The organism is Balnearium lithotrophicum, assembly GCF_900182585.1.
In the GTDB taxonomy this organism is placed as follows: Bacteria; Aquificota; Aquificia; order Desulfurobacteriales; family Desulfurobacteriaceae; genus Balnearium; species Balnearium lithotrophicum.
This window is the reverse complement of the sequence record NZ_FXTM01000010.1, coordinates 1-21,536: the sequence shown is the minus strand read 5'-3', so window position 1 is coordinate 21,536 and position 21,536 is coordinate 1. Positions and strand designations below refer to the sequence as shown.

At 39.3% G+C, this 21,536-nt stretch carries 27 protein-coding genes and 3 tRNA genes; 16 read left to right on the top strand and 14 right to left on the bottom strand.

Translation table 11 applies throughout. The annotated features are described in order from the left end of the window. Positions 1 to 9 precede the first annotated feature (9 nt). The 8 genes from FN732_RS04605 (at position 10) to FN732_RS09805 (ending at position 4,789) form a co-directional block, all read left to right on the top strand. The gene (locus tag FN732_RS04605; RefSeq protein WP_142935241.1) at positions 10 to 1,077 is read left to right on the top strand and encodes an MraY family glycosyltransferase; all 1,068 of its coding nucleotides are present in this window, start codon (positions 10 to 12) and stop codon (positions 1,075 to 1,077) included. Positions 1,078 to 1,093: 16 nt separating this feature from the next. Continuing rightward, positions 1,094 to 2,038 (top strand): ketopantoate reductase family protein, encoded by a 945-nt coding sequence (locus tag FN732_RS04600; RefSeq protein ID WP_142935239.1) that lies wholly within the window; start codon positions 1,094 to 1,096, stop codon positions 2,036 to 2,038. Further along, complete coding sequence (locus tag FN732_RS04595) at positions 2,038 to 2,304, top strand: thioredoxin family protein (protein ID WP_185954245.1); 267 nt, start codon at positions 2,038 to 2,040, stop codon at positions 2,302 to 2,304. Before FN732_RS04600 ends, FN732_RS04595 begins: the two co-directional genes overlap by 1 nt. A 97-nt stretch (positions 2,305 to 2,401) precedes the next feature. Further along, complete coding sequence (locus FN732_RS04590; protein WP_142935235.1) at positions 2,402 to 3,457, top strand: IS481 family transposase; 1,056 nt, start codon at positions 2,402 to 2,404, stop codon at positions 3,455 to 3,457. A 55-nt stretch (positions 3,458 to 3,512) separates the two neighbouring features. Continuing rightward, complete coding sequence (locus FN732_RS04585; RefSeq protein WP_142935233.1) at positions 3,513 to 3,704, top strand: hypothetical protein; 192 nt, start codon at positions 3,513 to 3,515, stop codon at positions 3,702 to 3,704. A 417-nt stretch (positions 3,705 to 4,121) separates the two neighbouring features. Then, complete coding sequence (locus tag FN732_RS04580; RefSeq protein ID WP_142935231.1) at positions 4,122 to 4,307, top strand: hypothetical protein; 186 nt, start codon at positions 4,122 to 4,124, stop codon at positions 4,305 to 4,307. Between the two features lie 19 nt (positions 4,308 to 4,326). Then, on the top strand, positions 4,327 to 4,494 hold the full coding sequence (locus tag FN732_RS09560; RefSeq protein ID WP_185954244.1) for a hypothetical protein: 168 nt from the start codon (positions 4,327 to 4,329) through the stop codon (positions 4,492 to 4,494). Between the two features lie 160 nt (positions 4,495 to 4,654). Beyond that, positions 4,655 to 4,789, top strand: coding sequence for a hypothetical protein (locus FN732_RS09805; RefSeq protein ID WP_281279907.1), 135 nt, complete (start codon positions 4,655 to 4,657; stop codon positions 4,787 to 4,789). 559 nt (positions 4,790 to 5,348) lie between these two features. Here the strand turns inward: FN732_RS09805 and FN732_RS04575 are convergent. The 11 genes from FN732_RS04575 to ppa all read right to left on the bottom strand — a co-directional run bounded on the left by FN732_RS04575 (position 5,349) and on the right by ppa (position 13,501). Further along, a complete protein-coding gene (locus tag FN732_RS04575) occupies positions 5,349 to 6,482 on the bottom strand; it encodes an IS256 family transposase (RefSeq protein ID WP_142935229.1) in 1,134 nt (377 codons plus the stop codon). Positions 6,483 to 6,723: 241 nt separating this feature from the next. After that, positions 6,724 to 6,799, bottom strand: a tRNA-Thr gene (locus FN732_RS04570). Between the two features lie 39 nt (positions 6,800 to 6,838). Then, entirely contained in the window at positions 6,839 to 7,090 is a 252-nt protein-coding gene (locus FN732_RS04565) for a YgaP family membrane protein (protein WP_142935227.1), read from the bottom strand. Then, positions 7,077 to 7,790, bottom strand: coding sequence for a hypothetical protein (locus tag FN732_RS04560; RefSeq protein ID WP_142935225.1), 714 nt, complete (start codon positions 7,788 to 7,790; stop codon positions 7,077 to 7,079). Before FN732_RS04560 ends, FN732_RS04565 begins: the two co-directional genes overlap by 14 nt. Next, a complete protein-coding gene (locus FN732_RS04555) occupies positions 7,783 to 8,601 on the bottom strand; it encodes a tetratricopeptide repeat protein (protein WP_142935223.1) in 819 nt (272 codons plus the stop codon). The genes FN732_RS04560 and FN732_RS04555 overlap by 8 nt, the downstream gene beginning before the upstream one ends. After that, on the bottom strand, positions 8,598 to 9,158 hold the full coding sequence (gene folE / locus FN732_RS04550) for a GTP cyclohydrolase I FolE (RefSeq protein ID WP_185954243.1): 561 nt from the start codon (positions 9,156 to 9,158) through the stop codon (positions 8,598 to 8,600). The genes FN732_RS04555 and folE overlap by 4 nt, the downstream gene beginning before the upstream one ends. A 3-nt stretch (positions 9,159 to 9,161) precedes the next feature. Next, positions 9,162 to 11,048, bottom strand: a complete 1,887-nt coding sequence (gene ftsH, locus FN732_RS04545; protein WP_142935220.1) for an ATP-dependent zinc metalloprotease FtsH — start codon at positions 11,046 to 11,048, stop codon at positions 9,162 to 9,164. After that, positions 11,041 to 11,568, bottom strand: coding sequence for a hypoxanthine phosphoribosyltransferase (gene hpt / locus FN732_RS04540; RefSeq protein WP_142935218.1), 528 nt, complete (start codon positions 11,566 to 11,568; stop codon positions 11,041 to 11,043). Before hpt ends, ftsH begins: the two co-directional genes overlap by 8 nt. Beyond that, positions 11,513 to 12,862, bottom strand: coding sequence for a tRNA lysidine(34) synthetase TilS (gene tilS, locus FN732_RS04535; RefSeq protein WP_142935216.1), 1,350 nt, complete (start codon positions 12,860 to 12,862; stop codon positions 11,513 to 11,515). Before tilS ends, hpt begins: the two co-directional genes overlap by 56 nt. A 16-nt stretch (positions 12,863 to 12,878) precedes the next feature. After that, positions 12,879 to 12,955 (bottom strand) — tRNA-Met (locus FN732_RS04530). Positions 12,956 to 12,982: 27 nt separating this feature from the next. Beyond that, positions 12,983 to 13,501 carry an inorganic diphosphatase gene (gene ppa, locus FN732_RS04525; protein WP_142935214.1) on the bottom strand — a complete coding sequence of 173 codons (519 nt, stop codon included), beginning with the start codon at positions 13,499 to 13,501 and terminating at the stop codon, positions 12,983 to 12,985. A gap of 100 nt (positions 13,502 to 13,601) precedes the next feature. On the opposite strand from ppa, the gene FN732_RS04520 reads away from it, so the two are divergent. From FN732_RS04520 to radA, 3 genes are read left to right on the top strand one after another with little or no spacing between them, the layout of a single operon-like run. Then, the gene (locus FN732_RS04520; RefSeq protein WP_142935211.1) at positions 13,602 to 13,820 is read left to right on the top strand and encodes a FeoA family protein; all 219 of its coding nucleotides are present in this window, start codon (positions 13,602 to 13,604) and stop codon (positions 13,818 to 13,820) included. Then, entirely contained in the window at positions 13,817 to 15,841 is a 2,025-nt protein-coding gene (feoB, locus tag FN732_RS04515) for a ferrous iron transport protein B (RefSeq protein WP_142935209.1), read from the top strand. Before FN732_RS04520 ends, feoB begins: the two co-directional genes overlap by 4 nt. Positions 15,842 to 15,866: 25 nt before the next feature. After that, positions 15,867 to 17,180, top strand: coding sequence for a DNA repair protein RadA (gene radA, locus FN732_RS04510; RefSeq protein WP_142935207.1), 1,314 nt, complete (start codon positions 15,867 to 15,869; stop codon positions 17,178 to 17,180). A gap of 1 nt (position 17,181) precedes the next feature. Here radA and FN732_RS04505 read toward each other — a convergent pair. Both FN732_RS04505 and FN732_RS04500 read right to left on the bottom strand, forming a co-directional pair. Continuing rightward, positions 17,182 to 17,276, bottom strand: a tRNA-Sec gene (locus FN732_RS04505). A 12-nt stretch (positions 17,277 to 17,288) separates the two neighbouring features. Next, a complete protein-coding gene (locus FN732_RS04500) occupies positions 17,289 to 17,951 on the bottom strand; it encodes a histidinol phosphate phosphatase domain-containing protein (protein ID WP_142935205.1) in 663 nt (220 codons plus the stop codon). Between the two features lie 30 nt (positions 17,952 to 17,981). On the opposite strand from FN732_RS04500, the gene FN732_RS04495 reads away from it, so the two are divergent. The 4 genes from FN732_RS04495 to FN732_RS04480 are packed head-to-tail and all read left to right on the top strand — an operon-like array spanning position 17,982 to position 20,516. After that, positions 17,982 to 18,641 carry an endonuclease III domain-containing protein gene (locus FN732_RS04495; protein WP_142935203.1) on the top strand — a complete coding sequence of 220 codons (660 nt, stop codon included), beginning with the start codon at positions 17,982 to 17,984 and terminating at the stop codon, positions 18,639 to 18,641. A 10-nt stretch (positions 18,642 to 18,651) separates the two neighbouring features. Continuing rightward, positions 18,652 to 19,674: a flagellar brake protein gene (locus FN732_RS04490; protein WP_142935201.1), complete on the top strand. Its 1,023-nt coding sequence runs from the start codon at positions 18,652 to 18,654 to the stop codon at positions 19,672 to 19,674. Positions 19,675 to 19,696: 22 nt separating this feature from the next. Next, a complete protein-coding gene (locus FN732_RS04485) occupies positions 19,697 to 20,086 on the top strand; it encodes a coiled-coil domain-containing protein (RefSeq protein WP_142935198.1) in 390 nt (129 codons plus the stop codon). Further along, on the top strand, positions 20,055 to 20,516 hold the full coding sequence (locus tag FN732_RS04480) for a MotE family protein (protein ID WP_142935196.1): 462 nt from the start codon (positions 20,055 to 20,057) through the stop codon (positions 20,514 to 20,516). The genes FN732_RS04485 and FN732_RS04480 overlap by 32 nt, the downstream gene beginning before the upstream one ends. Here the strand turns inward: FN732_RS04480 and FN732_RS04475 are convergent. Further along, positions 20,485 to 21,111 carry an EscU/YscU/HrcU family type III secretion system export apparatus switch protein gene (locus FN732_RS04475; RefSeq protein WP_246051334.1) on the bottom strand — a complete coding sequence of 209 codons (627 nt, stop codon included), beginning with the start codon at positions 21,109 to 21,111 and terminating at the stop codon, positions 20,485 to 20,487. The genes FN732_RS04480 and FN732_RS04475 overlap by 32 nt on opposite strands. 123 nt (positions 21,112 to 21,234) lie before the next feature. On the opposite strand from FN732_RS04475, the gene FN732_RS04470 reads away from it, so the two are divergent. Further along, positions 21,235 to 21,536 (top strand): helix-turn-helix domain-containing protein (locus FN732_RS04470; RefSeq protein WP_142934556.1); only part of this gene is annotated, 302 nt, incomplete at its 3' end.

The following is a 21,536-nucleotide window of genomic DNA, read 5'->3' as shown; positions in this document are numbered from 1 at the left end:
GAGGTAGAAATGTTATACCTGATACTGGCATTTTCAGTAACTTTCATTATGTGTTGGATTCTCATAAGAATGAAACAGGAAAAATTTATGGATATTTCTCAAGGAGTTCAGAAGTTCCATACATGGGACGTTCCAAGGACTGGAGGAATTGCTATATTCTTCTCGTTGGTTGTAGTTTCTGTTGCATTCTACATAGCTAAGAAGAGTTTCACAAAAGAGGTTGTCCTTTTAATCATTTCTGCCGTACCGGTCTTTTTAGGAGGAACTCTTGAGGATATAACTAAAAAGGTAAGCCCAAGGGTTCGCCTATCTTTGGGGTTTCTATCGGGAGTTCTATCCTGTTTTCTCTTAGGAGCTAATATTATTAGGTTAGATATACCAGTTTTAGATAGTATTTTAAAGGATTCATTTATTCTTTCAATGTTTCTTTCTGCCTTTGCCCTTGCAGGAATTTCCAATGCTATGAATATTATAGATGGTTTTAACGGACTTGCTTCAGGTATTAGTGTTATTATCTTCCTATCCTACGCTTACCTTTCATTTCTACTAGGAGACCAATTTTTACTCTACTTTAATTTGGTAATTTTTGCCGCTGTAGTAGGCTTTTTCCTCTGGAATTTTCCATTAGGAAAAATATTCTTAGGAGACGGCGGAGCATATACGTTAGGATTTTTTGCAGGATTAAACGGTATTCTACTTGTCAACAGACATCCTCAAGTTTCTGCCTGGTTCCCCCTTTTACTGTTAATATATCCAATCTGGGAAACCCTCTTTTCCATATGGAGAAAGAAATTTGCTCGTAACTTGAATCCGTTTGAACCTGATGCTATACACTTCCATATGCTTGTCTATAAAAGAATAGTAAAACCAAAATTTAAAAACATAGACGAAAGAATCAGAAATTCCTTTACATCATTCTACCCATGGTTACTTCAGATGGTAGCAACTATTCCTGCTTTGCTCTTTTGGAACAATAAGTACTTACTTATGTTGTTTACAGTTGTTTTTATAGTTATCTATGTCTGGTTATACTTCAGAATAGTAAAGTTCAAAATACCGAAATTTTTAAAAGTTTAATGTCGAGGAGACTACAATGAAGTTTGTAATATTTGGAGCTGGTGGAGTTGGTGGTTTTTACGGCGGAATGCTTGCAAGGTGCGGTCACGAGGTTGTTTTTATAGCCCGTGGTGAACACTTAAGGGCAATGAAGGATAAAGGATTAACTGTTAAGAGCTTTAAACACGGTGAATTTAACGTAAAGGGAAATGAAAAGGTCAAGTTTACAGATAATCCAAAAGAGGCAGGAAAGGCAGATGTCGTTTTGGTCTGCGTTAAATCGTACGATACAGAAAAAGTGGCTCCTCTGATAAAGCCAATGCTGAGGGAGGATACTGTAGTTGTTTCTGTCCAGAATGGGATTGAGAACGAGGAGATTTTGGCAAAGTACCTTGGGAAAGAACACGTTTTAGGGGCAACTGCATTTGTCGGAACTTACGTTTCTGAGCCCGGAGTAGTTGTCCACGAAGCAGCTGGACTTTTAGAGATTGGAGAGCTCTCTGGAGAACCATCACAAAGGGTTGAAACATTAGTTGAAGAGATGAAAAAGTGTGGAATAGAGGCAAGGGCTTCAAAAGATATTAACTATACTCTCTGGAAAAAATTGGTCTGGAATGTGGCTTTCAATCCTTACTCTGTAATAACCAGAGCTACTGTCGGAGAGATGCTCTCCTTTCCAGAAACGTACAAAATATTGAAAAATCTGATGTTAGAGTGCTACAGGGTTGCAGAGGCCTACGGTGTTAAGTTGAAGCTGAGGACTATGGAAAACTACCTGAAATCAACACCAGACCTTATGAACTACAAAACAAGTATGCTCCTAGACTTTGAAAAGGGTAAACCTATAGAGATTGAGGGGATAACCGGAGCTCTCATTAGAAAAGCAGAGAAGAAGGGTATTCCCGTTCCCTACAACAGGTGTGTTTATGGAACGGTGAAACTACTCGATGAGAAGAGAAAATCCTCAAAAGGAGAAAAATAGTGTTAAGACTCATACTTTTTTCCTCTGAAAGCTGTGGTATTTGCCAATCCATTAAGCCCAAAATTGAGAGGATATCAAAAGAGTTTAGTATTCCTCTTGAAGTTATTGACATTCAAAAGAATCCAGAAGTATCCACCAAATTCCTTGTCTTTTCAGTACCTACCGTTCTAATTCTTGATGGAGAAAGGGAGATAAATCGCTGGGCTGGAGTATTTTCCATAGACGAAATTCACTCTTATTTAAAGAGGATAAAGGACGTTCTGTAGTTTCATTTTAACTATGTTTGTGTTGTTGTTGAAGTTCAGAAAGAAGGTGGACACCCTAAAATAAGATTTGAACTCCAACAAAAGGAGGTGTCCACCAATGAAACAATTAAAGAAATTCAAAGGTGCATCCCTGCACATATCAAATACACCCTTCAAAAAAACAATCAAAAGAGGAACAAAAATCAAAACCAAACTCGACCTAACAAAAGACCCAAACGTGAGAAAAAGACTTAAATGGATTCAACACTACGAAAAACACCAAAATGCAAGACTAACCTGCAGATACTTCGGAATAAGTCCAACCACCTTCTACAAGTGGAAAAATAGATACAAAAAGTACGGTTTAGAAGGCCTCAAAGACAGAAACAAAAGACCCCACAGAGTAAGACAACCTCAGATAGAACCTGAACTTGAATTCCTCATAATCACAGTAAGGGAAAAATTCCCTACCTGGAGCAAAGAAAAAATATCAGTCTTTATAGAAAAATACCTCAACATAAAAGTCTCTCCTTCAACCATCTACAGAGTTTTAAAGAGAAACAATCTGATAGAAAGAACCAGAAAACTCACATGGAACTTTAAGAAAAGAAAACAAATAGGGAAAAAGAACCGCACCAGAAGAGGACTTAGAGCCGATAAACCCGGAACAATCCTCATAGATGTCAAATACCTCTACTGGTGCGGAAAAACCTTCTACCAATTCACAGCAATAGATAAATTCACCAGAATAGGCTTTGCTAAGGTTTATTCTACAAAAAGCAGCAGGAGTGGGAAACGATTTTTCCAAGAACTTGAAAAGTTTCTTCCCTTCAAAATAGAAAAGGTTCAAACTGACAACGGAAGTGAGTTTATAGGAGAGTTAGAGGACTACCTTAAGGAGAGAGGAATAGAACACTACTTCAGCTATCCGAGGTCTCCCAAGACCAATGCACACGTTGAAAGGTTCATACAGACGGTGGAGAAGGAATTGTGGATGATAGAAGGAACTGAGCCGAAAGTTGATGAGATGAACAGAAAGCTATTTAGGTATCTAAGCTTTTACAACTTCGTTAGGCCTCATCAAAGTCTTGGTTATAAGACTCCAGTAGAGAAGTTTGAGGAATATATTAAAAAACTCCAGGGTGTCCACCATGTATTGAACGAGAACACCTGATTGTAGGCTTAAATATATTTTACAATTAAGCAATTGATTATTTAGAGAGGCAAAAATGGCAACAATAAGTTTCTTTGCAGGATTTGAGATAAAAGACAAGGAAAAAGCTCTAAGGGTTTTAGAGGCTTTGAAAGATTCTGGAGCTCCTGTTAGCTTAACACCAGAGGAAAGGGAATTACTTAGAAAACAGGAAAAAGCTGGTAAGGCTTCTATTGATAAACTTGGAGAGCTCCTTGAAAAACTATGATTTCTCTAAAAGATGTACGGTTTATTTCTCTGTCCTCTCTTCTTGTCCGTTATTCTAAAACTCAGGTTAGGAAGTTTTTAAAGACCTTTAAATGCCCTCAAAATGACGATATAGAAAGTTTTCTTCACAATAGAGCAATAAAGTTTGAGTTAACGGGATTAGCAAGGACTTATCTTTGGTATTTAGAAGAACCTCTCCAAGTGGTAGCCTATTTTACGATAGCTCTAAAAGCTCTCTCTTGATGAGGAAGTTCTTAAAGCCATAGAAGAAACTGCAGGTGAATCTTATAATAAAGTCTTAGATGACCTTCTTAAAGGATTTCCTTTAGGAGAACATAATAAGCAAGTTCCAGTTTATCTCATAGGTCAGGTAGGAAAAGCTCCTAAAGTTGAAAAACTGAGTGGTTATCTTGTAAAAGTGGCTTTAGAAAAAATACAGGAGGCTTCAAAGATAGTAGGTGGAAAAATAGTAATCTTAGACGTGGTTAAGAAAGGTGAATACAAAAAGCTGGTAAAACACTATATAGAAATAGGTTTTAGAGAACTATATGAATTCAGCTCTCACGAATTAGAGTTAATTAGGTTTTACTATAAACTAAGCTAATGAGCTTTAGGGTTCTATTATGGCAAACTTGAGCTTTTACATAAGGCACGTTCTAAAGGATGAGGAGAAGATAGAGGAGCTCTTAGAAGCCCTTAACAACCCTAATGAAGGGATTAGTATAAGTGAGGAAGAAGTTAAAAGAACTATGCAGGAGCTTGAAGAAGGGGAGGAAATAATTAGACAGTGAATAAAACAATACTATCTTTCTGAGAATTAACTTAGTTTTCTCTCCTATCAGCTAAAGTTGACTAAAATAAAGCTAATCAACAATAATAAAATTTCCTTTAGTAATTCTGAGATAGCAAAGGGATTCCAGTGATTTCCGATTTAGACTTCACCTGTCCTAAGTGCAAGTTAAGAAGTGTGAAAGAGCTGACATTCTTGATTTAGAAAATGAAATCCTGATTGTCTGCAAGTGCTTAAAGTGTGGAACTGAGAAGGTAGTTCACTATTTGGTTAGCTTAGGAAAACAGGGAAAGTAGAGGATTGGCAATTTTCGGGCAAAATTTGGGCAATTTTGTCTATTCCTCAGCTGATAGGTATTTAGCAAAGGCAGAGCTCCATCAAGTCCTTAAATCGTTTAAGAATTTGGCGAATATCGGCTGTTCTCTTAGGTCTTATACCTAATAAGAAGAGAAAGGCTAATATAGAGGAAATCCTTAACCGTTTATTCTATTTGCAACGCTAATGCAACGGTTATGAAACGAAAGGAGAGAAAGTTGTATTTCAACTGTGGGCTTCTGGTCCACAGTTCCGTTGTAAATGACAACAACTGAGGATTCGGACACTTCTCGGACAAAAAACGGACATTAATGTCGTCTATTCCCTAAAAACGGGATTAACGACATTTTAGCGGCAAATTTGCGACATAAAGCGGGTCCTTCCTGAAGCCTCCAGTTGCGGGTGGGAGAACCGCAAAAAACAAGCGAATTTTGCTCCAAGTTTTGTCGTGTCGTCGCCGAGCCTACTAAACGTAGCTCAGAGCTCCATCAACTTTCGTAAAGATTCCTAAAGGTTGTGTCAATAATTTTGTGTAAGCCATTAGGAGTATCTCCTGAGGAACATCTCCTGAATCTCCTCTCTGGATTCCAGAAAGCCGTTTACCACTCTGTTAGACCATCTATCGTTAAGCATTGCTACTCTTAAGTAAACAAACTTTTCAACAGAACTGACCGACGGTAAAGCTCCTATGACCTTAACCCTCTTTCTTATCTCCTTTATCGTCCTCTCTATCAGGTTCGTTGTATATATCACTCTCTGCACAGACTCAGGATACCTAAGAAACGTAAGGAGTTTATAAATCTCCCGCTCCCAGGATTTCACAACTCTGGGATACTTTGATTCCCACTTCTTCTTAAACTTCTCAAATCCTTTCAAAGCTTCTTCTTCTGTAGAAACCTGGTATATCTTTTTCAAGTCCTTTGCTATCTTCTTCCTGTCCTTCGCTCTCACTTTGTTCAAAGTGCTCCTGACCTTGTGAACAACGCACGACTGGAAGTCAGCTTTCGGAAAGTACTCCTTTATCCTTTCCTCAAGTCCGGTAATTCCGTCTGCTACAAAAAGGAGAACCTCTCTCACTCCCCGTTCATAAAGCCTTCTTATCATCTCCAACCAGCTCTCGGCTCCCTCAGACGGATTGACATCAAAGTCAAGTATCTCTCTGTATCCTTCCTTATCTATGCCGAGAACGAAAAGAACAACTTCTTTCTCAACTGTGTCCCTCCTGACCGATAGCCACATCCCGTCAAGCATTATTACTGCATACCTCTTCTTAAGTTTGCGTTGCTTCCATTTGTTTATCTCCTCTACTGTTACTTGGGATATTTGACTAATTGTTGATGGGGAGTACTTAAGCTCAAATATGCTCTCAAGGGCTTGAGCTACTGACCTTGCACTCATTCCTGAAGCAAACATTCCGAGGATTAAGTCCTCAAGGCTGATGTCTCTTCTTTTGTACGGCTCTATCAGCTTCGTTCTGAATCTTCCCTCTCTGTCTCTTGGAACTTTTAGGTTTTCAAGCTTCCCAAGAGCCGTATCCAGATTCCTCTCGTAAAACCCGTTTTTCGTTCCTCCGTGTTCTTTAATGAACACCTCTCTTTCTGCCACCATGATGGTTTCCAACGTTTGCTTTACAACTTCCTTAATAAGGTCTGGTAAAATCTCTGGAAGATTCATCTCTACCTCCTGGGGGGTTAGGTTTTTCGGAGTTATTCCCCAGGAGGTTACTCCATTTCTCTTTCTTACACAAAATATCGTACACTACCTTCCTAAAGCTCTTAGGCATAAAACTGGGTGCAAATTGGGTGCAAAACTGCACTCAAAAATTCCGAATAATTCCAAAAAGATTCCAAGTAATTCCAAATGGAGTTTTGGCGGGATAATCTTTGAGAGAGAGGGATTTTCCTTGGTTTACAGCTGGTGCTGGCGGGGGGACTTGAACCCCCGACCTGGGCATTACGAGTGCCCCGCTCTGCCAACTGAGCTACGCCAGCTTAATAAGATTAAATACTTTTGAATTATCCGTTGTCAAGTTACTTCTCTTTTCCACAGTACCTTTCCAAAAGGGAAGGAACTCCCAACTTGTGAATGAGGATGGATGATGGGCATATCCCTGTGACTGCATAAAACATAAGCATAAAGCCAACAAAAGCTGTAAAGTAGAAGAAATACTTGTTTCCAGTAATAAGTCCCAAAATTACGCTGAAGAATACGAAAAAGCCTGCAAGAAAAGACGTTATTCTCTCTACGTACCAGCTGTCAGTTTTGGCTCTATAAATCGCCATAGTCACCCTCCCCGTAAATTAATTTACACGTTGAATTGAGTAAGTCATAAATTTCCTGTGTGGATAAAAATTTATCACCTGTACAGATTCCTGAAAAGTCACCATCAAGGTTAAATACGAACCCGTCCTCTAAACAACCTTTATTCGAATCAAACGGTTTTAATTCAACCTTATTCTGTGAGACCGGTACTGCAATTATCCCGTACTCGTTTAAATTGCCTTTTTCAATTTGACGGGGGAATACCCCCTTTAATTTGTAACTTATCAGAAAAAATCCGTTACAGTAAAGAACATATTTAGGATAGAAACTAAACCCTTGAATGTTAAGCTTTGCAAATTCCCATTCCAAAGGATAGAAGGTTAACAGGGAGTAGGCATAGGAATCTTCTGATTGTACAAAATCAAAGGGAAGAGCTAAAACGTAATCTGTTCCATTTTTTATCCTCATGAAGTAATTTGAAATTACATTTTCCAAATTGGAAACTTGTCTAAGGACATAAGTTGGAAGTTTTTCTGTTCCATTCTCCAGAGACTCTAAAGAGGCCGATTTATTCCTTAAGTGCCTAACAAAAATTCCCTTCGAAGTTAAGTCTTTTGAAAACGACCTATCGATGGAGGAAAACTTTATGTAAATAACTGAATTTACAAAGATTACTAATAGAAGTAAGAAACTTAGAATGTAAAAAAAGAATCTACTCACCCAATTCCTCCAACTCAGCTCTGGCCTTCGCAGATAGGGGAGATTTTGGAGCTATAGAAATACACTTACCTAAATACTTCTTTGCTTCCCTGTACTTACCCTCCTTTTTGTAAAGTTCGCCAAGAGCACAATAAGGATACTGATTGTTTGGAAAGAGCTCTATCAAGTTGTAGTAAATCTCCTTAGCTTTTTCATTCTTTCCTTCCCTCTCTAAGATTTTTGCAAGCTCAACATAGGCTGGAAAGAAATCTGTATTGTTTCTAATTGCCAGAGAAAGTTCCCTCTTTGCCATCTCAAGATTTCCCTCCTTCTCATAGAGGAGAGCTAACCTGTAGTAAGCCGCCTCTGGAGTTAGGTAGAGGGGATTTGAAAGTGCCTTTTCGTAACACTCTTTAGCTTTCTGAAACTTCTTTTTCTCCTCGTATAGAATACCTAAGTTTAACCATGCCTCCGAGAAGTCCTCCTTCATTGAAATGGCCTTCTTTATGTACTTTTCCGCCTTATCTAAGTTCCCCCTCTCGATGAAGGCTAAGCCAATTGCATTGTAGATTTTGGGGTCGTCAGGTTTTAGTTCCCTTGCTTTAAATAGGTAGTTAAGGGATAGGGGAATTTCACCTAACTTTAGATAGGAAACGCCAATCTGGTAATACCCTTCCGCTTTCTCCTCCTTTGTAGGTTTCTTCTCCTTAACTTCCTCAGGAATTACGGGAGAAGCTTTTCTTACCCCACTTTCCTTTGAACTTCCAAAGATTGACGAGCAGGAAGATAGGAGAAAAGAAGCAATTAAAAAAAGGGGAAGAAACTTTCTCATTGCCTACCCTTTATCAGGAATAGGGCTTCCATTCTTGTAGGTTCGTTTCTCATAACGCCCTTCACTGCACTCGTTACCGTGTAAGAGCCTGTTTTTTTCACTCCCCTCATTATCATACAGAGGTGCTGTGCTTCAATAACAACCATTACCCCTTTTGCTCTGAGTTTTTCCATAATTGCATTTGCTATCTGCTCCGTCATCCTCTCCTGAAGCTGAAGCCTCTTAGCGTAAACATCAACAATTCTTGCAATTTTAGAAAGCCCTGTAACCTTGTTGTCGTTTGGAATGTATGCAACGTGAGCTCTTCCAAAGAACGGGAGCATGTGATGTTCGCACATTGAGTAGATGGGAATGTCCTTAACGATTATCATCTCATCGTACTTCTCCGTAAATAAAACCAGGTGATTCTCAGGGTTATCGCTGTAACCTGACAAAACTTCTTCGTACATTTTTGCAACTCTTTTAGGCGTTTCCTTAAGGCCTTCTCTGTCTGGGTCTTCTCCTATTGCAATGAGGATTTCCTTAACAGCCTTTTCTATTCTCTCTCTATCTATCACAGGTTAAGCCTCCAGCTGTGGATTAAGACCTAAATTGCCTATGTCCTTTTGCTTTCCTTCAGTGTTCAAAGAGCCTCCCCCCTTCGGAGGTTCCTTTGGGGTTTCTGAGAGCTCTCCCCTTATAGCCCTATCTATCTCATCACCAGTTAAAGTTTCTCTCTCAAGAAGGGCCTTAGCAAGGTTTTCCAACTTATCCATATTCTGGGAGAGTATTTCCTTTGTTCTGTTGTAGGTTTCAGTTATTATTCTCTTAACTTCTCTATCAATCAGCTTCCTCATCTCCTCACTTACAAATTCAACAGGCTCTCCAAACTGTTCCTTCAACTTAACAGATAGTGGTCCTATTTTTTCGCTCATTCCCCATTCAGCCACCATCTTCCTTGCAATTTCTGTTGCCCTCTCAATGTCGTTCCCAGCTCCAGTTGAAATCGTTCCAAGGGCTAACTCCTCTGCAACCCTTCCTCCAAAGAGGACTGCAAGCCTGTCAAGTAGGTACTCCTTGGTGTACGTGTATCTATCCTCCTCAGGTAACTGCTGGGTTACACCAAGAGCTCTACCCCTTGGTATTATCGTAACCTTGTGAACTTTGTCTGCATTTGGAAGAAGTTTTGCAACAAGGGCATGACCTGCCTCGTGGTAAGCAGTTGTTATCTTTTCCTGCTCAGAGAGAACCATACTCCTTCTCTCTATCCCCATCGTAACCTTGTCCTTTGCCTCCTCAAAGTCCTCCATCGTTATCTTTCCGTGGTTCTTCCTTGCTGCTATGAGAGCTGCCTCGTTAACTATATTTGCAAGGTCTGCCCCGGAGAATCCAGGAGTTGAACGGGCAATAACTTCAAGGTCAACATCCTCAGCAAGGGGCTTGTTTTTCGTGTGTATCTTCAGAATTTCGTACCTTCCCCTAACGTCAGGAAGTGGAACGTAAATCTGCCTGTCAAACCTTCCTGGCCTTAAGAGGGCAGGGTCAAGAATGTCCGGTCTGTTGGTAGCTGCAATAACAATTATTCCATCGGAGCTCTCAAAACCGTCCATTTCAACCAACAGTTGATTTAAAGTCTGCTCCCTCTCGTCGTGACCGCCACTTATTCCAGCTCCCCTTTTTCTTCCGACTGCATCTATCTCGTCTATAAAGACGATGCAAGGAGCGTGTTTTTTCGCCTGTTCGAAGAGGTCCCTTACCCTTGAAGCTCCAACTCCTACAAACATTTCAACGAACTCAGAACCGCTGACAGATAGAAATGGAACGTTGGCCTCCCCTGCAATGGCTTTTGCAAGGAGCGTCTTTCCGGTTCCGGGAGCTCCAGCAAGTAAAACACCTTTAGGAATCCTTCCCCCTAACTGCTGGTACTTCTTCGGATTTCTCAGGAAATCGACAATTTCGGCTACTTCCTCCTTAACCTCCTCAATTCCTGCAACGTCCTTAAAAGTAACTTTAGGCTTGTTGTCTATGAAGATTTTTGCCCTACTCTTAGCAAAGGATAGCGCCTTGCTGCTTCCTGCACTCATCTGCCTCATCATACTGAGCCAGAGGAGGATGAGGAAAATCATAGGAAGCCATGAAACTAAAACTGTTATATACCAAGGACTTCCCTCCTCAGGTTTTACAACAATCTCAACGCCTTTGTTGGTCATCTTCTTTACAATTTCGTTGTAGCCGGGAGGAAGGTACGTTTCAAAGGTCTCTCCGTTTTTTGTAACTCCTACAATCTTTTGTCCCTGAATAACTACCTTTTTAACCTCTCCCTTTTCTACTTGAGTTACAAATGTTGAGAATGGCTCTACAGGTCTCTTAAAACTGTTTGAGTTGAAGAAGTTAAAGGCTAAGATAATCATAAGGGCAATTGCCAGCCAAAGGGCTACGTTCTTTCCTATTTCCTTGAACTTATTCATTTCCATCTCCTTCAAAGTATCCTATGTAGGGTAAGTCTCTGTACATTTCGTTTAAATCCAGTCCATAACCAAAAACAAAGTAGTTTGGTATTTTAAAACCTACAAAGTCAGGTTTTAAATTTACTCTCTTTTTGACTTCCTTGTCGAGTAGAACGCAGGTTTTAACAGTAAGTGGTTTTTCCTTCAGGATTTCACTGTAAACTGCATGGAGAGTTTCTCCCGTATCAAATATATCATCAACTATTAAAACGTGCTTCCCCTTTAATGGAATTTCAGGTCTATAAGTGATTTGAAGTTTACCTTTCCTTTTACCTGAATAGCTCGTTACCCTAAAAAAATCAACCTCAGTTTCAGCCCTTAAGTGTCTTATTAGGTCTGAGGTGAACATGAGAGCTCCCTTTAATAGGGAAACAACAGTAATAACTGGAGAATCCATAGATTTTGGAATTTCCCTTCCGAGCTCCTCAACTCTCTTTCGAATCCTCTCCTCTGGAATTAGAACTCTCAGCCTTCTCCTCAAACTCAACTCCTATAAACTCTGGCGAATTGACTCTTCGTGCGTAAAGGTTAGGAATAAAGATAATTCTTCCTGAGGTTTCAACAATAGGTATTTTATCCCGAATTGAAAATGGAACTCTCTTTTCTATGAGAAACTTCTTTAACTTTTTGGAAAAGTCCTTAAACATTAGTCTGTCCCCTGGCAATCTGCTTCGAACAATTAAACCGTTCTTTTCAAACTCTCGGACGGTAAGGATAGGAATTCCTCTATTTTTGTAGAATGAAAGCCTGTAAAGGGGAGTTTCAACAGTGGTTGGCAGATTATCGACTTTAAAGGAAAACTTTTCAAACTTTCCTTCTTTTTCTATACAAAAGAATTCCTGTTCCTTGTAAATTTTAAATCCCCTGTGGGGAAAAATTTCCCTGTAGCCCTCCTTTTCAAGGATTTTTCTTACAAGTTGAACCTTTTCAAAGGAGAGCTCCTTTGTAGAAATTCTTCTGTAAGCCTCTCTAAGTACCTCAGAAAAAAGGAATGGATGAATTTGCTTAACAGTACTTATAGGAATGCAAAACTTCTCTTTCTTTAAATAGGCTGAAACCAAATTTTTTACTTCGGAAGAGACAAAGTCCTCTATCTCCCTTAGTATTTCAGTTTCTCTCAAAATGGCATCTTCAAGAGATGGATTAATTTTCTTCAAAATGGGAACAATCTCAATTCTCAAAAGGTTTCTTTCGTACTTCGTTTCTAAGTTTGAGCTATCAACAACAAAGGGAATTTTGTTCTCTCTAATATAGTTCTCGACTTCTTCTCTCTTAACTTCAAATAAAGGCCTGATAAAAACGTCCCTCTTAGGAAGGAAACCCCTCAATCCCTTAAGACCCGTTCCCCTTGTTAAATTTAAGAGGACAGTTTCTGTTAAGTCTGAAGCAGTATGTCCTAAAGCAACTAAATCCCCTTTCCAACTTTCAAGAACTTCTTTAAACTTCCTGTACCTTTCCCTCCTTGCAACAGCTTCGACGTTCTTTCCTTTGGATATTCCAGGTACGTTTACCCTTTCAACAAACAGTGGAACTTTCCAGCTTCTGCAGAGCTCTCTCACAAACTGCTCGTCCCTTTCAGACTCCTCCCCCCTTAACATGTGGTTAACGTGAACAGCTGCAACTTCAACGGATAATCTATCTTTCAATTGATTTAACAAGTGAAGGAGGGTTACAGAGTCAGGACCACCGGAAAGGGCAACAAGAACCTTTGAACCTTTGTGAATGAGGGAAAACTTATCTATCGTTTTTAAAACTTTATCTCTAAGGTTTTCCATCTAAAGAAATAAAAATTGGTGGCGACGGGTGGAGTCGAACCACCGACCTGGCGGGTATGAGCCGCCCGCTCTAACCACCTGAGCCACGTCGCCACTTGCAGTGAAAAATATAGCCCTAACTTAGAAATTTTCAATAGCTTTCTTTATCATCTCCTTAGCCTCTTCACTTCCCCTAAACTCCTTAACCTTAACCCACTTACCGGGCTCTAAATCCTTGTAGTGTTCAAAGAAGTGCTTAATTTCGTTGAGGGTTGCCTCAGGAAGGTCCGTTATCTCCTTAACGTTCTTAAATGTTAAGTCCAACTTGTCCACCGGAACGGCAAGAATTTTCTCGTCCTTACCGCTCTCATCCTCCATAACTAATACACCTATGGGCCTGCACCTTATAACGCTTCCCGGAACAACAGGCTGTCTTGAAATTACCAAAACGTCGATAGGGTCTCCATCGTCGGCAAGTGTGTTGGGGACAAAGCCGTAGTTTGCCGGGTAGAACATTGGTGTAAAGAGAAACCTATCTACAAAAATAGCTCCGCTTTCCTTGTCAACCTCGTACTTAACGTTTGACCCCTGAGGTATTTCAATAACTGCAAAGATGTCGTCAGGTGGGTTCTTACCCGGTGGGATTTTCTTTATATCCATATTTGACCTCCCAAAGTTTATTTTTGGGAATTATAATCAAAAGGGTCTAACTTGACACATACAAAGAAAGTTAATATTATCTAACTTCAGGGAGGTCAGGATGAGACTTATTGACGTTGAAGAGGGTAAAACTGTAAGAGTAACCCACGTTGAAGGCGGAGTAGGGCTTAAAAATAGACTTGTTTCTATCGGGATATACCCTGGAGGGATTGTTAAAGTTGTTAAGCGTCCACCTGGGCCAATGATATTGGAGGTTGCTGGGAGCAGAATTGCTATAGGAAAGGGAATGGCTGCCAAAATAGAAGTGGAGGAAGTATGAAAAAGGTAAAAGTTGCCCTCGCTGGAAATCCGAACGTTGGAAAGACTGCAATACTGAATGCTCTGGCAGGTACAAGTGAAAAGATAGGAAACTGGCCCGGAGTTACCGTTCAGAAGAAAACGGGAACGTACAACTTTAGGGGATTTGAGATAGAGCTTATTGACCTACCAGGTATTTACAGCCTCTCTTCTTACACGTTGGAGGAGAGAGTTGCAAGGGACTTTCTACTTGAGGGGGATTACGACGTAGTTTGTAACGTTATAGATGCTACGCTTCTTGGAAGGAACCTCTACTTAACGATAGAACTCTTAGAAATGGGGCTAAAACCGGTAATTGCTCTTAATAAAATTGATGAGCTTGAAAATTTTGGTTACTCCATTGATACGGAGAAACTTCAGGAACTGCTCAATCTTCCCGTTGTTAAAGTATCAGCTATAAAGAAGCAGGGACTTGAGGAACTGTCAGAAACATTTTTAAGAGTAGCCTCTGGGGATTTAAAATTTGAGGGGATTGTTCCCCGCTATTCGGAGTTCCTTGAAAATGCTATTAATTTAATTGAGTTAAAACTGAAGAAGGAACTTCCGGAAAGATTCCCCTACAATCTCAGGTGGTTTTCAATAAAACTTCTTGAAAAAGACCCTGAAATAGTTGAAATTTTAAAGGAAAATTTCCCAAACTATCAGAAAATTCTTACCGAAGTGGAGAAAATAGAGGGTGAAGCAAAGGATAAATTTAAAACGGAACTCCCCTGTTTGGTTGCAAGGGAGAGGTTTCTCTTTGCTTCAAATATTGCTAAGAGCGTAATTAAGAGCGGAATTGTAGAGCTCCCTCAAGAGACGTTAAGCGATAGGATAGACAAATTTATCACAAATCCAATAACCGGTATTCCCATTTTCTTCTTCATAATGTGGCTCGTTTTTAAACTAACCTTCGACCTAAGTTCTCCAATTTCTGACTGGATTGATGGAATTTTCAGTGATTTTCTACCCAATTTGATAAAGAGTAAGTTGGGATTTCTGCCACACTCTGTCCTTTCACTGATTAACGATGGAGTTCTATCGGGAATTGGTGCAGTCGTGGTCTTTCTTCCCCTTTTAGGAATTCTCTACTTTCTAATGTCAATCCTTGAGGATACAGGTTACATGGCAAGGGCTGCTGCACTCTGGGATAACTTTATGAAGATCTTTGGACTCAGTGGAGCATCGGTAATTCCCCTAATACTCGGGTTCGGGTGTAACGTTCCTGCAGTTTACGCTACAAGGGCAATGCGCTCATCCACTCAAAGGTTGATTACGATGGCAATTATTCCCTGGATGTCCTGTAGTGCAAGGCTTCCTGTTTTTACACTCTTTGCTGCTGCCTTCTTCAAAAAGAATCAATCCCTTGTAATTTTAGGTCTGTACATGTTGGGAGTTTTCCTTGCACTTCTACTTGCAAAAGTTCTCTCAAGGTTTCTAACTAAAGGGGAGGAGGAGGAGTTTTTCATAGAGCTCCCCCCGTACAAACTACCTGCCTGGAACGTTGTCCTCAATCAAACTTGGATTGAGGTAAGGGAATTTATATCTAAGGCAGGAACCGTTATTTTCTCCGTATCTGTCTTTATCTGGCTCTTAGCCTCTCTTCCCTCTGGAACAGAATACGCAGGAGAAAACACGGTTATTGGAAGGATAGGAAACATTTTAGTTCCTGTGTTTTCCCCCCTTGGAATTCAAGACTGGAAGCCTGTAGTTGCACTGATGTTTGGGGCTCTTGCCAAGGAAGTTGTAATAGGAACACTTGGAACTCTTTACGCTTCAGGAGAATCTGGACTAATTAGCTCCCTCCAAAGCACATTTACCCCTGAGAGTGCATTAGCCTACGTGGTATTTACCCTTCTCTACATTCCCTGTGTTGCCACGATGGCCGCAATAAAGCAGGAGAGTGGAAGCTGGAAGTTCGTCTCCTTAGTAATCCTGATAGAGCTTACAACGGCTTGGATTATGGCATTTATGGCCTACCACTTAGGAAGTCTTATCTTTTAGGTTGAATCAAATTTAGGAGAATTTCTTGGCTAAAAAGAGGACCTTTTACGTCTGTCAATCCTGTGGCTACAGGTCGCCTAAGTGGGTGGGTAAGTGTCCTGAGTGTGGCTCATGGGGAAGTTTTGTTGAGGAGGTGGAAAGGACAAGTAAATCCTCTAATCCCCGCTCCTCATGGGTAAAACACGAAAGGGAAACGCCAATTCCGATTACGGAGATAGGAAGTCAACAGGAGGAGAGGAGGAAAACCGGACTCAGGGAGTTTGACAGGGTTTTGGGAGGAGGGGTTGTTAAAGGCTCCGTTTCCCTGATTTCCGGAGAACCTGGAATTGGAAAGTCAACACTTTTACTCCAGATAGCAAGTATCTTTGCAGACAAAGGAAAAGTTCTCTACGTTACTGCGGAGGAATCACCTGAGCAGATAGCCCTTAGAGCTAAAAGGTTAAATGCTTTAAAGGGGAACCTCCTGATTTTATCTCAGAACGATTTAGAGAAGGTCTCCCAACATTTAGAAAAAATAAAACCAGAAGTGGCCATTTACGACTCAATTCAGACGTTCTTCCTTCCCTACATTGAATCGGCAGCCGGTTCGGTTTCACAGGTAAGGGAGTGTGCAGCATTTATAACAAACATGTCTAAGAGTAGGGGAATAACAAGTTTCATAGTTGGTCACGTTACAAAGGAAGGAACAATTGCAGGACCAAAGGTTCTTGAACACATAGTTGATGCCGTTTTCCATTTTGAGGGGGATAAGGGTTACAACTTTCGTGTATTTCGCAGTTTAAAGAACAGGTTCGGTTCAACTGGAGAGTTGGCCGTATTTGAGATGACAGAAGCAGGTTTAAAGGAAGTTCCTAACCCCTCTGAATTTTTTCTCTCGGAAAGACCTGTTGGAAAGGCCGGTTCAGCCATATTTGCAGGAATGGAGGGAAGCAGACCTATCCTTTTAGAGGTTCAAGCCCTTGTTACAAGAGCAGTTTTTTCAACTCCTCAAAGAAGGGCAAAAGGAATAAATGTAAATAGGCTCTCTATAATCGTTGCAACGATAGAAAAGGAATTGGGAATCCCTCTTAGAAACTTTGATGTGTTTGTGAACGTAGTTGGCGGTGTAAAAGTTGATGAACCTGCAATAGACCTCCCAATCGCTACGGCCATTGTCTCAAGCTACTTCGATAGGCCTGTAAGGGAGAACTTAGTTCTATTTGGAGAGTTGGGACTTACCGGTGAAATTAGAAGGGTTAAATTAGAGGAGCTCCGAGAAAGGGAAGCTCAGAAAAACGGATTCAAAGTTCTGAGGGACATTAAACACCTCTCTCAGATTCCTGAGAAAGTTCTGATTTGATTGGCGGAGGCGGATGGGAATCGAACCCACCACCCCGCTCCAAGCGAGGCCACCGGATTTGAAGTCCGGGGGGGACACCAGCCCCCGTCCGCCTCCAATGAGGAAATTTTATCTTAGTTTCCTTCCTGTCAACTTTCTGACTAACGTTTCACTGTTGGAGAAACACTCCTCCACCTGTTGAATGCTCAAACCTGCCCCGATACCTACAGTTATTGCAAAGCTCCTTGGTACCAAATCTGAGGGGGAGTGGGAGTCCGTGTTTATTACCAGGGGAGCTCCAACTTCGGATGCCAATTTAGCAACGTATCCATTGGTAATACTGTGACCTCTTCTCGTTGTTATTTCTAAGTACACTCCATTTTCCTTTGCAAGTTCAACTTCATCCTTTGTGATTAACCCAGGATGGGCAAGTATATCAGCCTTTCCCTCAATTGCAGCTCTGTTTGTTCCGGGAGAAACTGGCTCAACAACGGTTTCACCGTGAACAACAACAACTTTTGCACCAGCCTCTCTGCATTTCTCTATAAGTTCTGGAATTTTAACGGGAGGAACGTGGGTTATCTCTACTCCTGGAATTACAACTAAAGAGGTATTTTCATTTAAAACCTCTAAAGTTTCGTAAAGCCTTTCCAAAACGAAAGAGTAGTTGGAATAGTCAACGTGGTCAGTTATAGCCAAAGCTCTGTAACCTATCGATTCAGCTCTCCTCACAAGCTCACTGGGAATGAGCTCTCCATCGCTAAAAATCGTATGAGTATGAAGGTCTATCATTTGAAGTCTCCCTTATGTAAAATTTAAACTATGGTAAATATATTCGAAATATACCAAACTTTGTTCAATTTCTACGGAGAACAAAGCTGGTGGCCTGCCCAAACTCCCTTTGAGGTCTGTGTAGGAGCCATATTAACCCAAAACACAAACTGGAAGAATGTTGAGAGGGCAATTGAAAATCTTAAACTACTGAATCTACTCTCTCCAGAGAAAATGGTTTCTGTAAACATTAAAACACTTCAGGCCGCAATTAAACCTGTGGGATTTTACAGAAAAAAAGCTCTATACCTTAAGAATTTTTCAGAATTTCTACTAAGGAAAGGAGGTTTAAGTCGCTTACAATCTTTAGAAACTCAAGAATTAAGGAACGAGCTCCTTGAGATTAAAGGAATAGGGAAAGAAACATCAGATTCAATACTCCTCTATGCTCTTAACAAACCCATTTTTGTTGTAGATAATTACACTAAAAGACTACTTTTAAGATTAGGATTGATTAAAAACAGCAAAATATCTTATGAAAATCTTCAAGATATAGTTGAAAAAGAGATTAAACCGATAAAGGAAAATATTAAAATCTACAAGGAGTTTCACGCTTTAATAGTAATTCACTGTAAATTGAAATGTAAAAAGAAGCCACTCTGTGAAGAATGTACTTTTTCACAAGTTTGTTACAATAAGCAAAATTCTTAAGAGGTTTTAAATGAATAGATTAGGTTTTTTAAAATTCCCATCGGCTAATATAACAACTGTTATAACTTTCATAATAGTAGTTCTATCCTTCATTATATTCTTTATACTACTTGGATTTTTAAGGGAATATATTAAGAAGAAAAGACTTAAAGAATATTTCTTTAGAGAGGCCATTGAAAGGGGATTGACCGAAGAAGAAGTGGAGATTCTCTGGAAGTACTCTTTGGAAATGGGAAGAGACCCTTTTCTCAGCATTGAGTTTAAAGCTCCTTTTGAAAAGGTAGTTGACTTATATTTAAAAAGTGACCCTCAAGCGGATGAAAATCTTGTAAAGGACATGAGGACAAAGCTGGGATTCGATTTTGTTCCTTCTTTCGTACCTATTGTCTCTACAAAGGATATTGATTTATTTCAAACAGGTAAACTTTATACTGAAGAGAATAAACCTTATGAAGTTTCCCTATTTGATAAGGACGAATACTTCATGTATTGGGCAGTAATAGATGATAAAAGAATTCCTAACGTTAAAGGGGAAAAGATTACTATTTCTTTTATAAGGAAAGGAGATGGCATTTATAAAATAGAGGGAGAAGTTGTGGATTCTTACTTTGAAAATGGAAAACAAATTTTAAAAATACCACACACTTTTGAATTTACCAGATATCAGAGAAGGGAATATGCAAGGGTGGATGTTGAACTTCCTGTTGAAGTAGGAATTCCTATAAAAGATGGTTTAACATGGATTAAAGGCGAGATTGTTGACATCTCAGCTGGTGGAGCTAAGGTATGTATTTCTCTGGAGGATTACCCAAATGAGATTAAGCCATTAACAAAGTTGGAACTTAAATTTAAACTGGAAAATAGGAATTTTCATGTTGTTTCAGAGGTTGTCAATATCTATTCGTATAGATATTCTACATGCTACGGAGTAAAGTTTGAGAATTTAACTCCAGAGGAACAAAAGTTTATTCAAGATTTTGTTAAAAGGGAACAACAAAAGTTGGCTGAACTATCGACAAAGCTAAGAGGTTAAGCTTTTGAGAAAATTTCAATTAGTGTTAAAGGTAAAAACATACGAACTTTACGAGATTCAAAAGAGAATTAAAGATATTAAACTTGAGATTAGTAATCTAGAAAAGCGAATAGAAATAGTGCAAAGCAAACTAAGGGAAATCAATTTCTTAACCTCAAAGAATGTTTCAGAATATAAGCAAAAGTTCCTATTTGCCAACTTCCTACTAGAAGAAGTAAACAATCTTAAGGAAAATGTTAAAAAGCTTTCGAAGAAGTTAGAAATTGAAAAGGAAAAGTTTCTAAAAAAGAAAGCAGAATTGGAGATAATAGAAAAACTTAAAGAAAAGAGGATAAAAGAGAAGGAAAGGTACGAGGAAATTCAATTAGAGAGGTTTCTAAATGAGGTTTATAATAATTATAACCGTAGTTAGTTTATTATACTCCAACTCTTTTTCCCAGGAGAAAGTCACATGTAAGGAACTTAACAAAGAGATTAAAAAACTAACTCAACTAAAGTCTAAAGTAGAGGAAGAAATAAGGAAAAATAAAGAGTTACTCAAAAAAATAGAAAAGGAGAGAAAGCTTTTAAGAAAGGAGAGAGAATCTCTTAGGGAAGAGGAAAGAAGGATTAAGAGTGAAAGATTTAAAAAACTAGCGGAGATATTTTCTAAAATGGACCCTGAATTGGCAGGGCAAAAACTCTCTGCCTTTACTGACCCAACAGAGGCAGCTTACATTTTGTACAACATGAAAACGAGAAAAGCAGGGGAAATTTTAAACTATGTAGACCCAAAAGTTGTAGATAAAATTGTTCAAATACTTACAAATATTAGAAAATTTTCTTTGAACGATAAACCTTAGCGAGGATTTTAGCTACAACTCTGTATAGTTCTTCAGGGATATAGTCTCCAATATCACAAGAGTAGTAGAGAGTTCTGGCAAGTTCAGGGTTCTCCTCGATAAATATTCCGTTTTCTACTGCAATTTCCTTTATTTTTAGAGCTATAGAATCAACCCCCTTTGCTATAACTTTTGGAGCTCTATCCCTTCCCCTTTTATACTTTAAGGCTACAGCATAGTGGGTTGGGTTTGTAATAACAACGTCTGCCTTGGGAACTTCAGCCATCATTCTTTTCATGGCAATTTCTCTCTGCCTTTTCCTGATAGCAGATTTCACTATGGGATGTCCTTCATACTGTTTTCTCTCCTCCTTTATCTCTTCCTTAGACATTTTTAGGTTCTCTTCATATTCCCACTTTCTAAATAGAAAATCAGCTCCTGCTATTGGAATTGATAATAAACCAAACGAAAAAAATAAAAGAATTAATCCTTTTACTAGGAATTCTATCTGGTTATTTAAAGACATGAAGGAAAAGGAATAAAAATCTTTAAGTATGTACTTGGAAACAAAATAACCTACCAGTATAGCAATAGAAAGTTTCAATGTATTTTTCACTGTTTCAAAAAAAGTTTTTATCGAAAAAATTCTTCTTAAACCAGAAATAGGATGTTGAAGTTCAGAAAGAAGGTGGACACCCTAAAATAAGATTTGAACTCCAACAAAAGGAGGTGTCCACCAATGAAACAATTAAAGAAATTCAAAGGTGCATCCCTGCACATATCAAATACACCCTTCAAAAAAACAATCAAAAGAGGAACGAAAATCAAAACCAAACTCGACCTAACAAAAGACCCAAACGTGAGAAAAAGACTTAAATGGATTCAACACTACGAAAAACACCAAAATGCAAGACTAACCTGCAGATACTTCGGAATAAGTCCAACCACCTTCTACAAATGGAAAAATAGATACAAAAAGTACGGTTTAGAAGGCCTCAAAGACAGAAACAAAAGACCTCACAGAGTAAGACAACCTCAGAT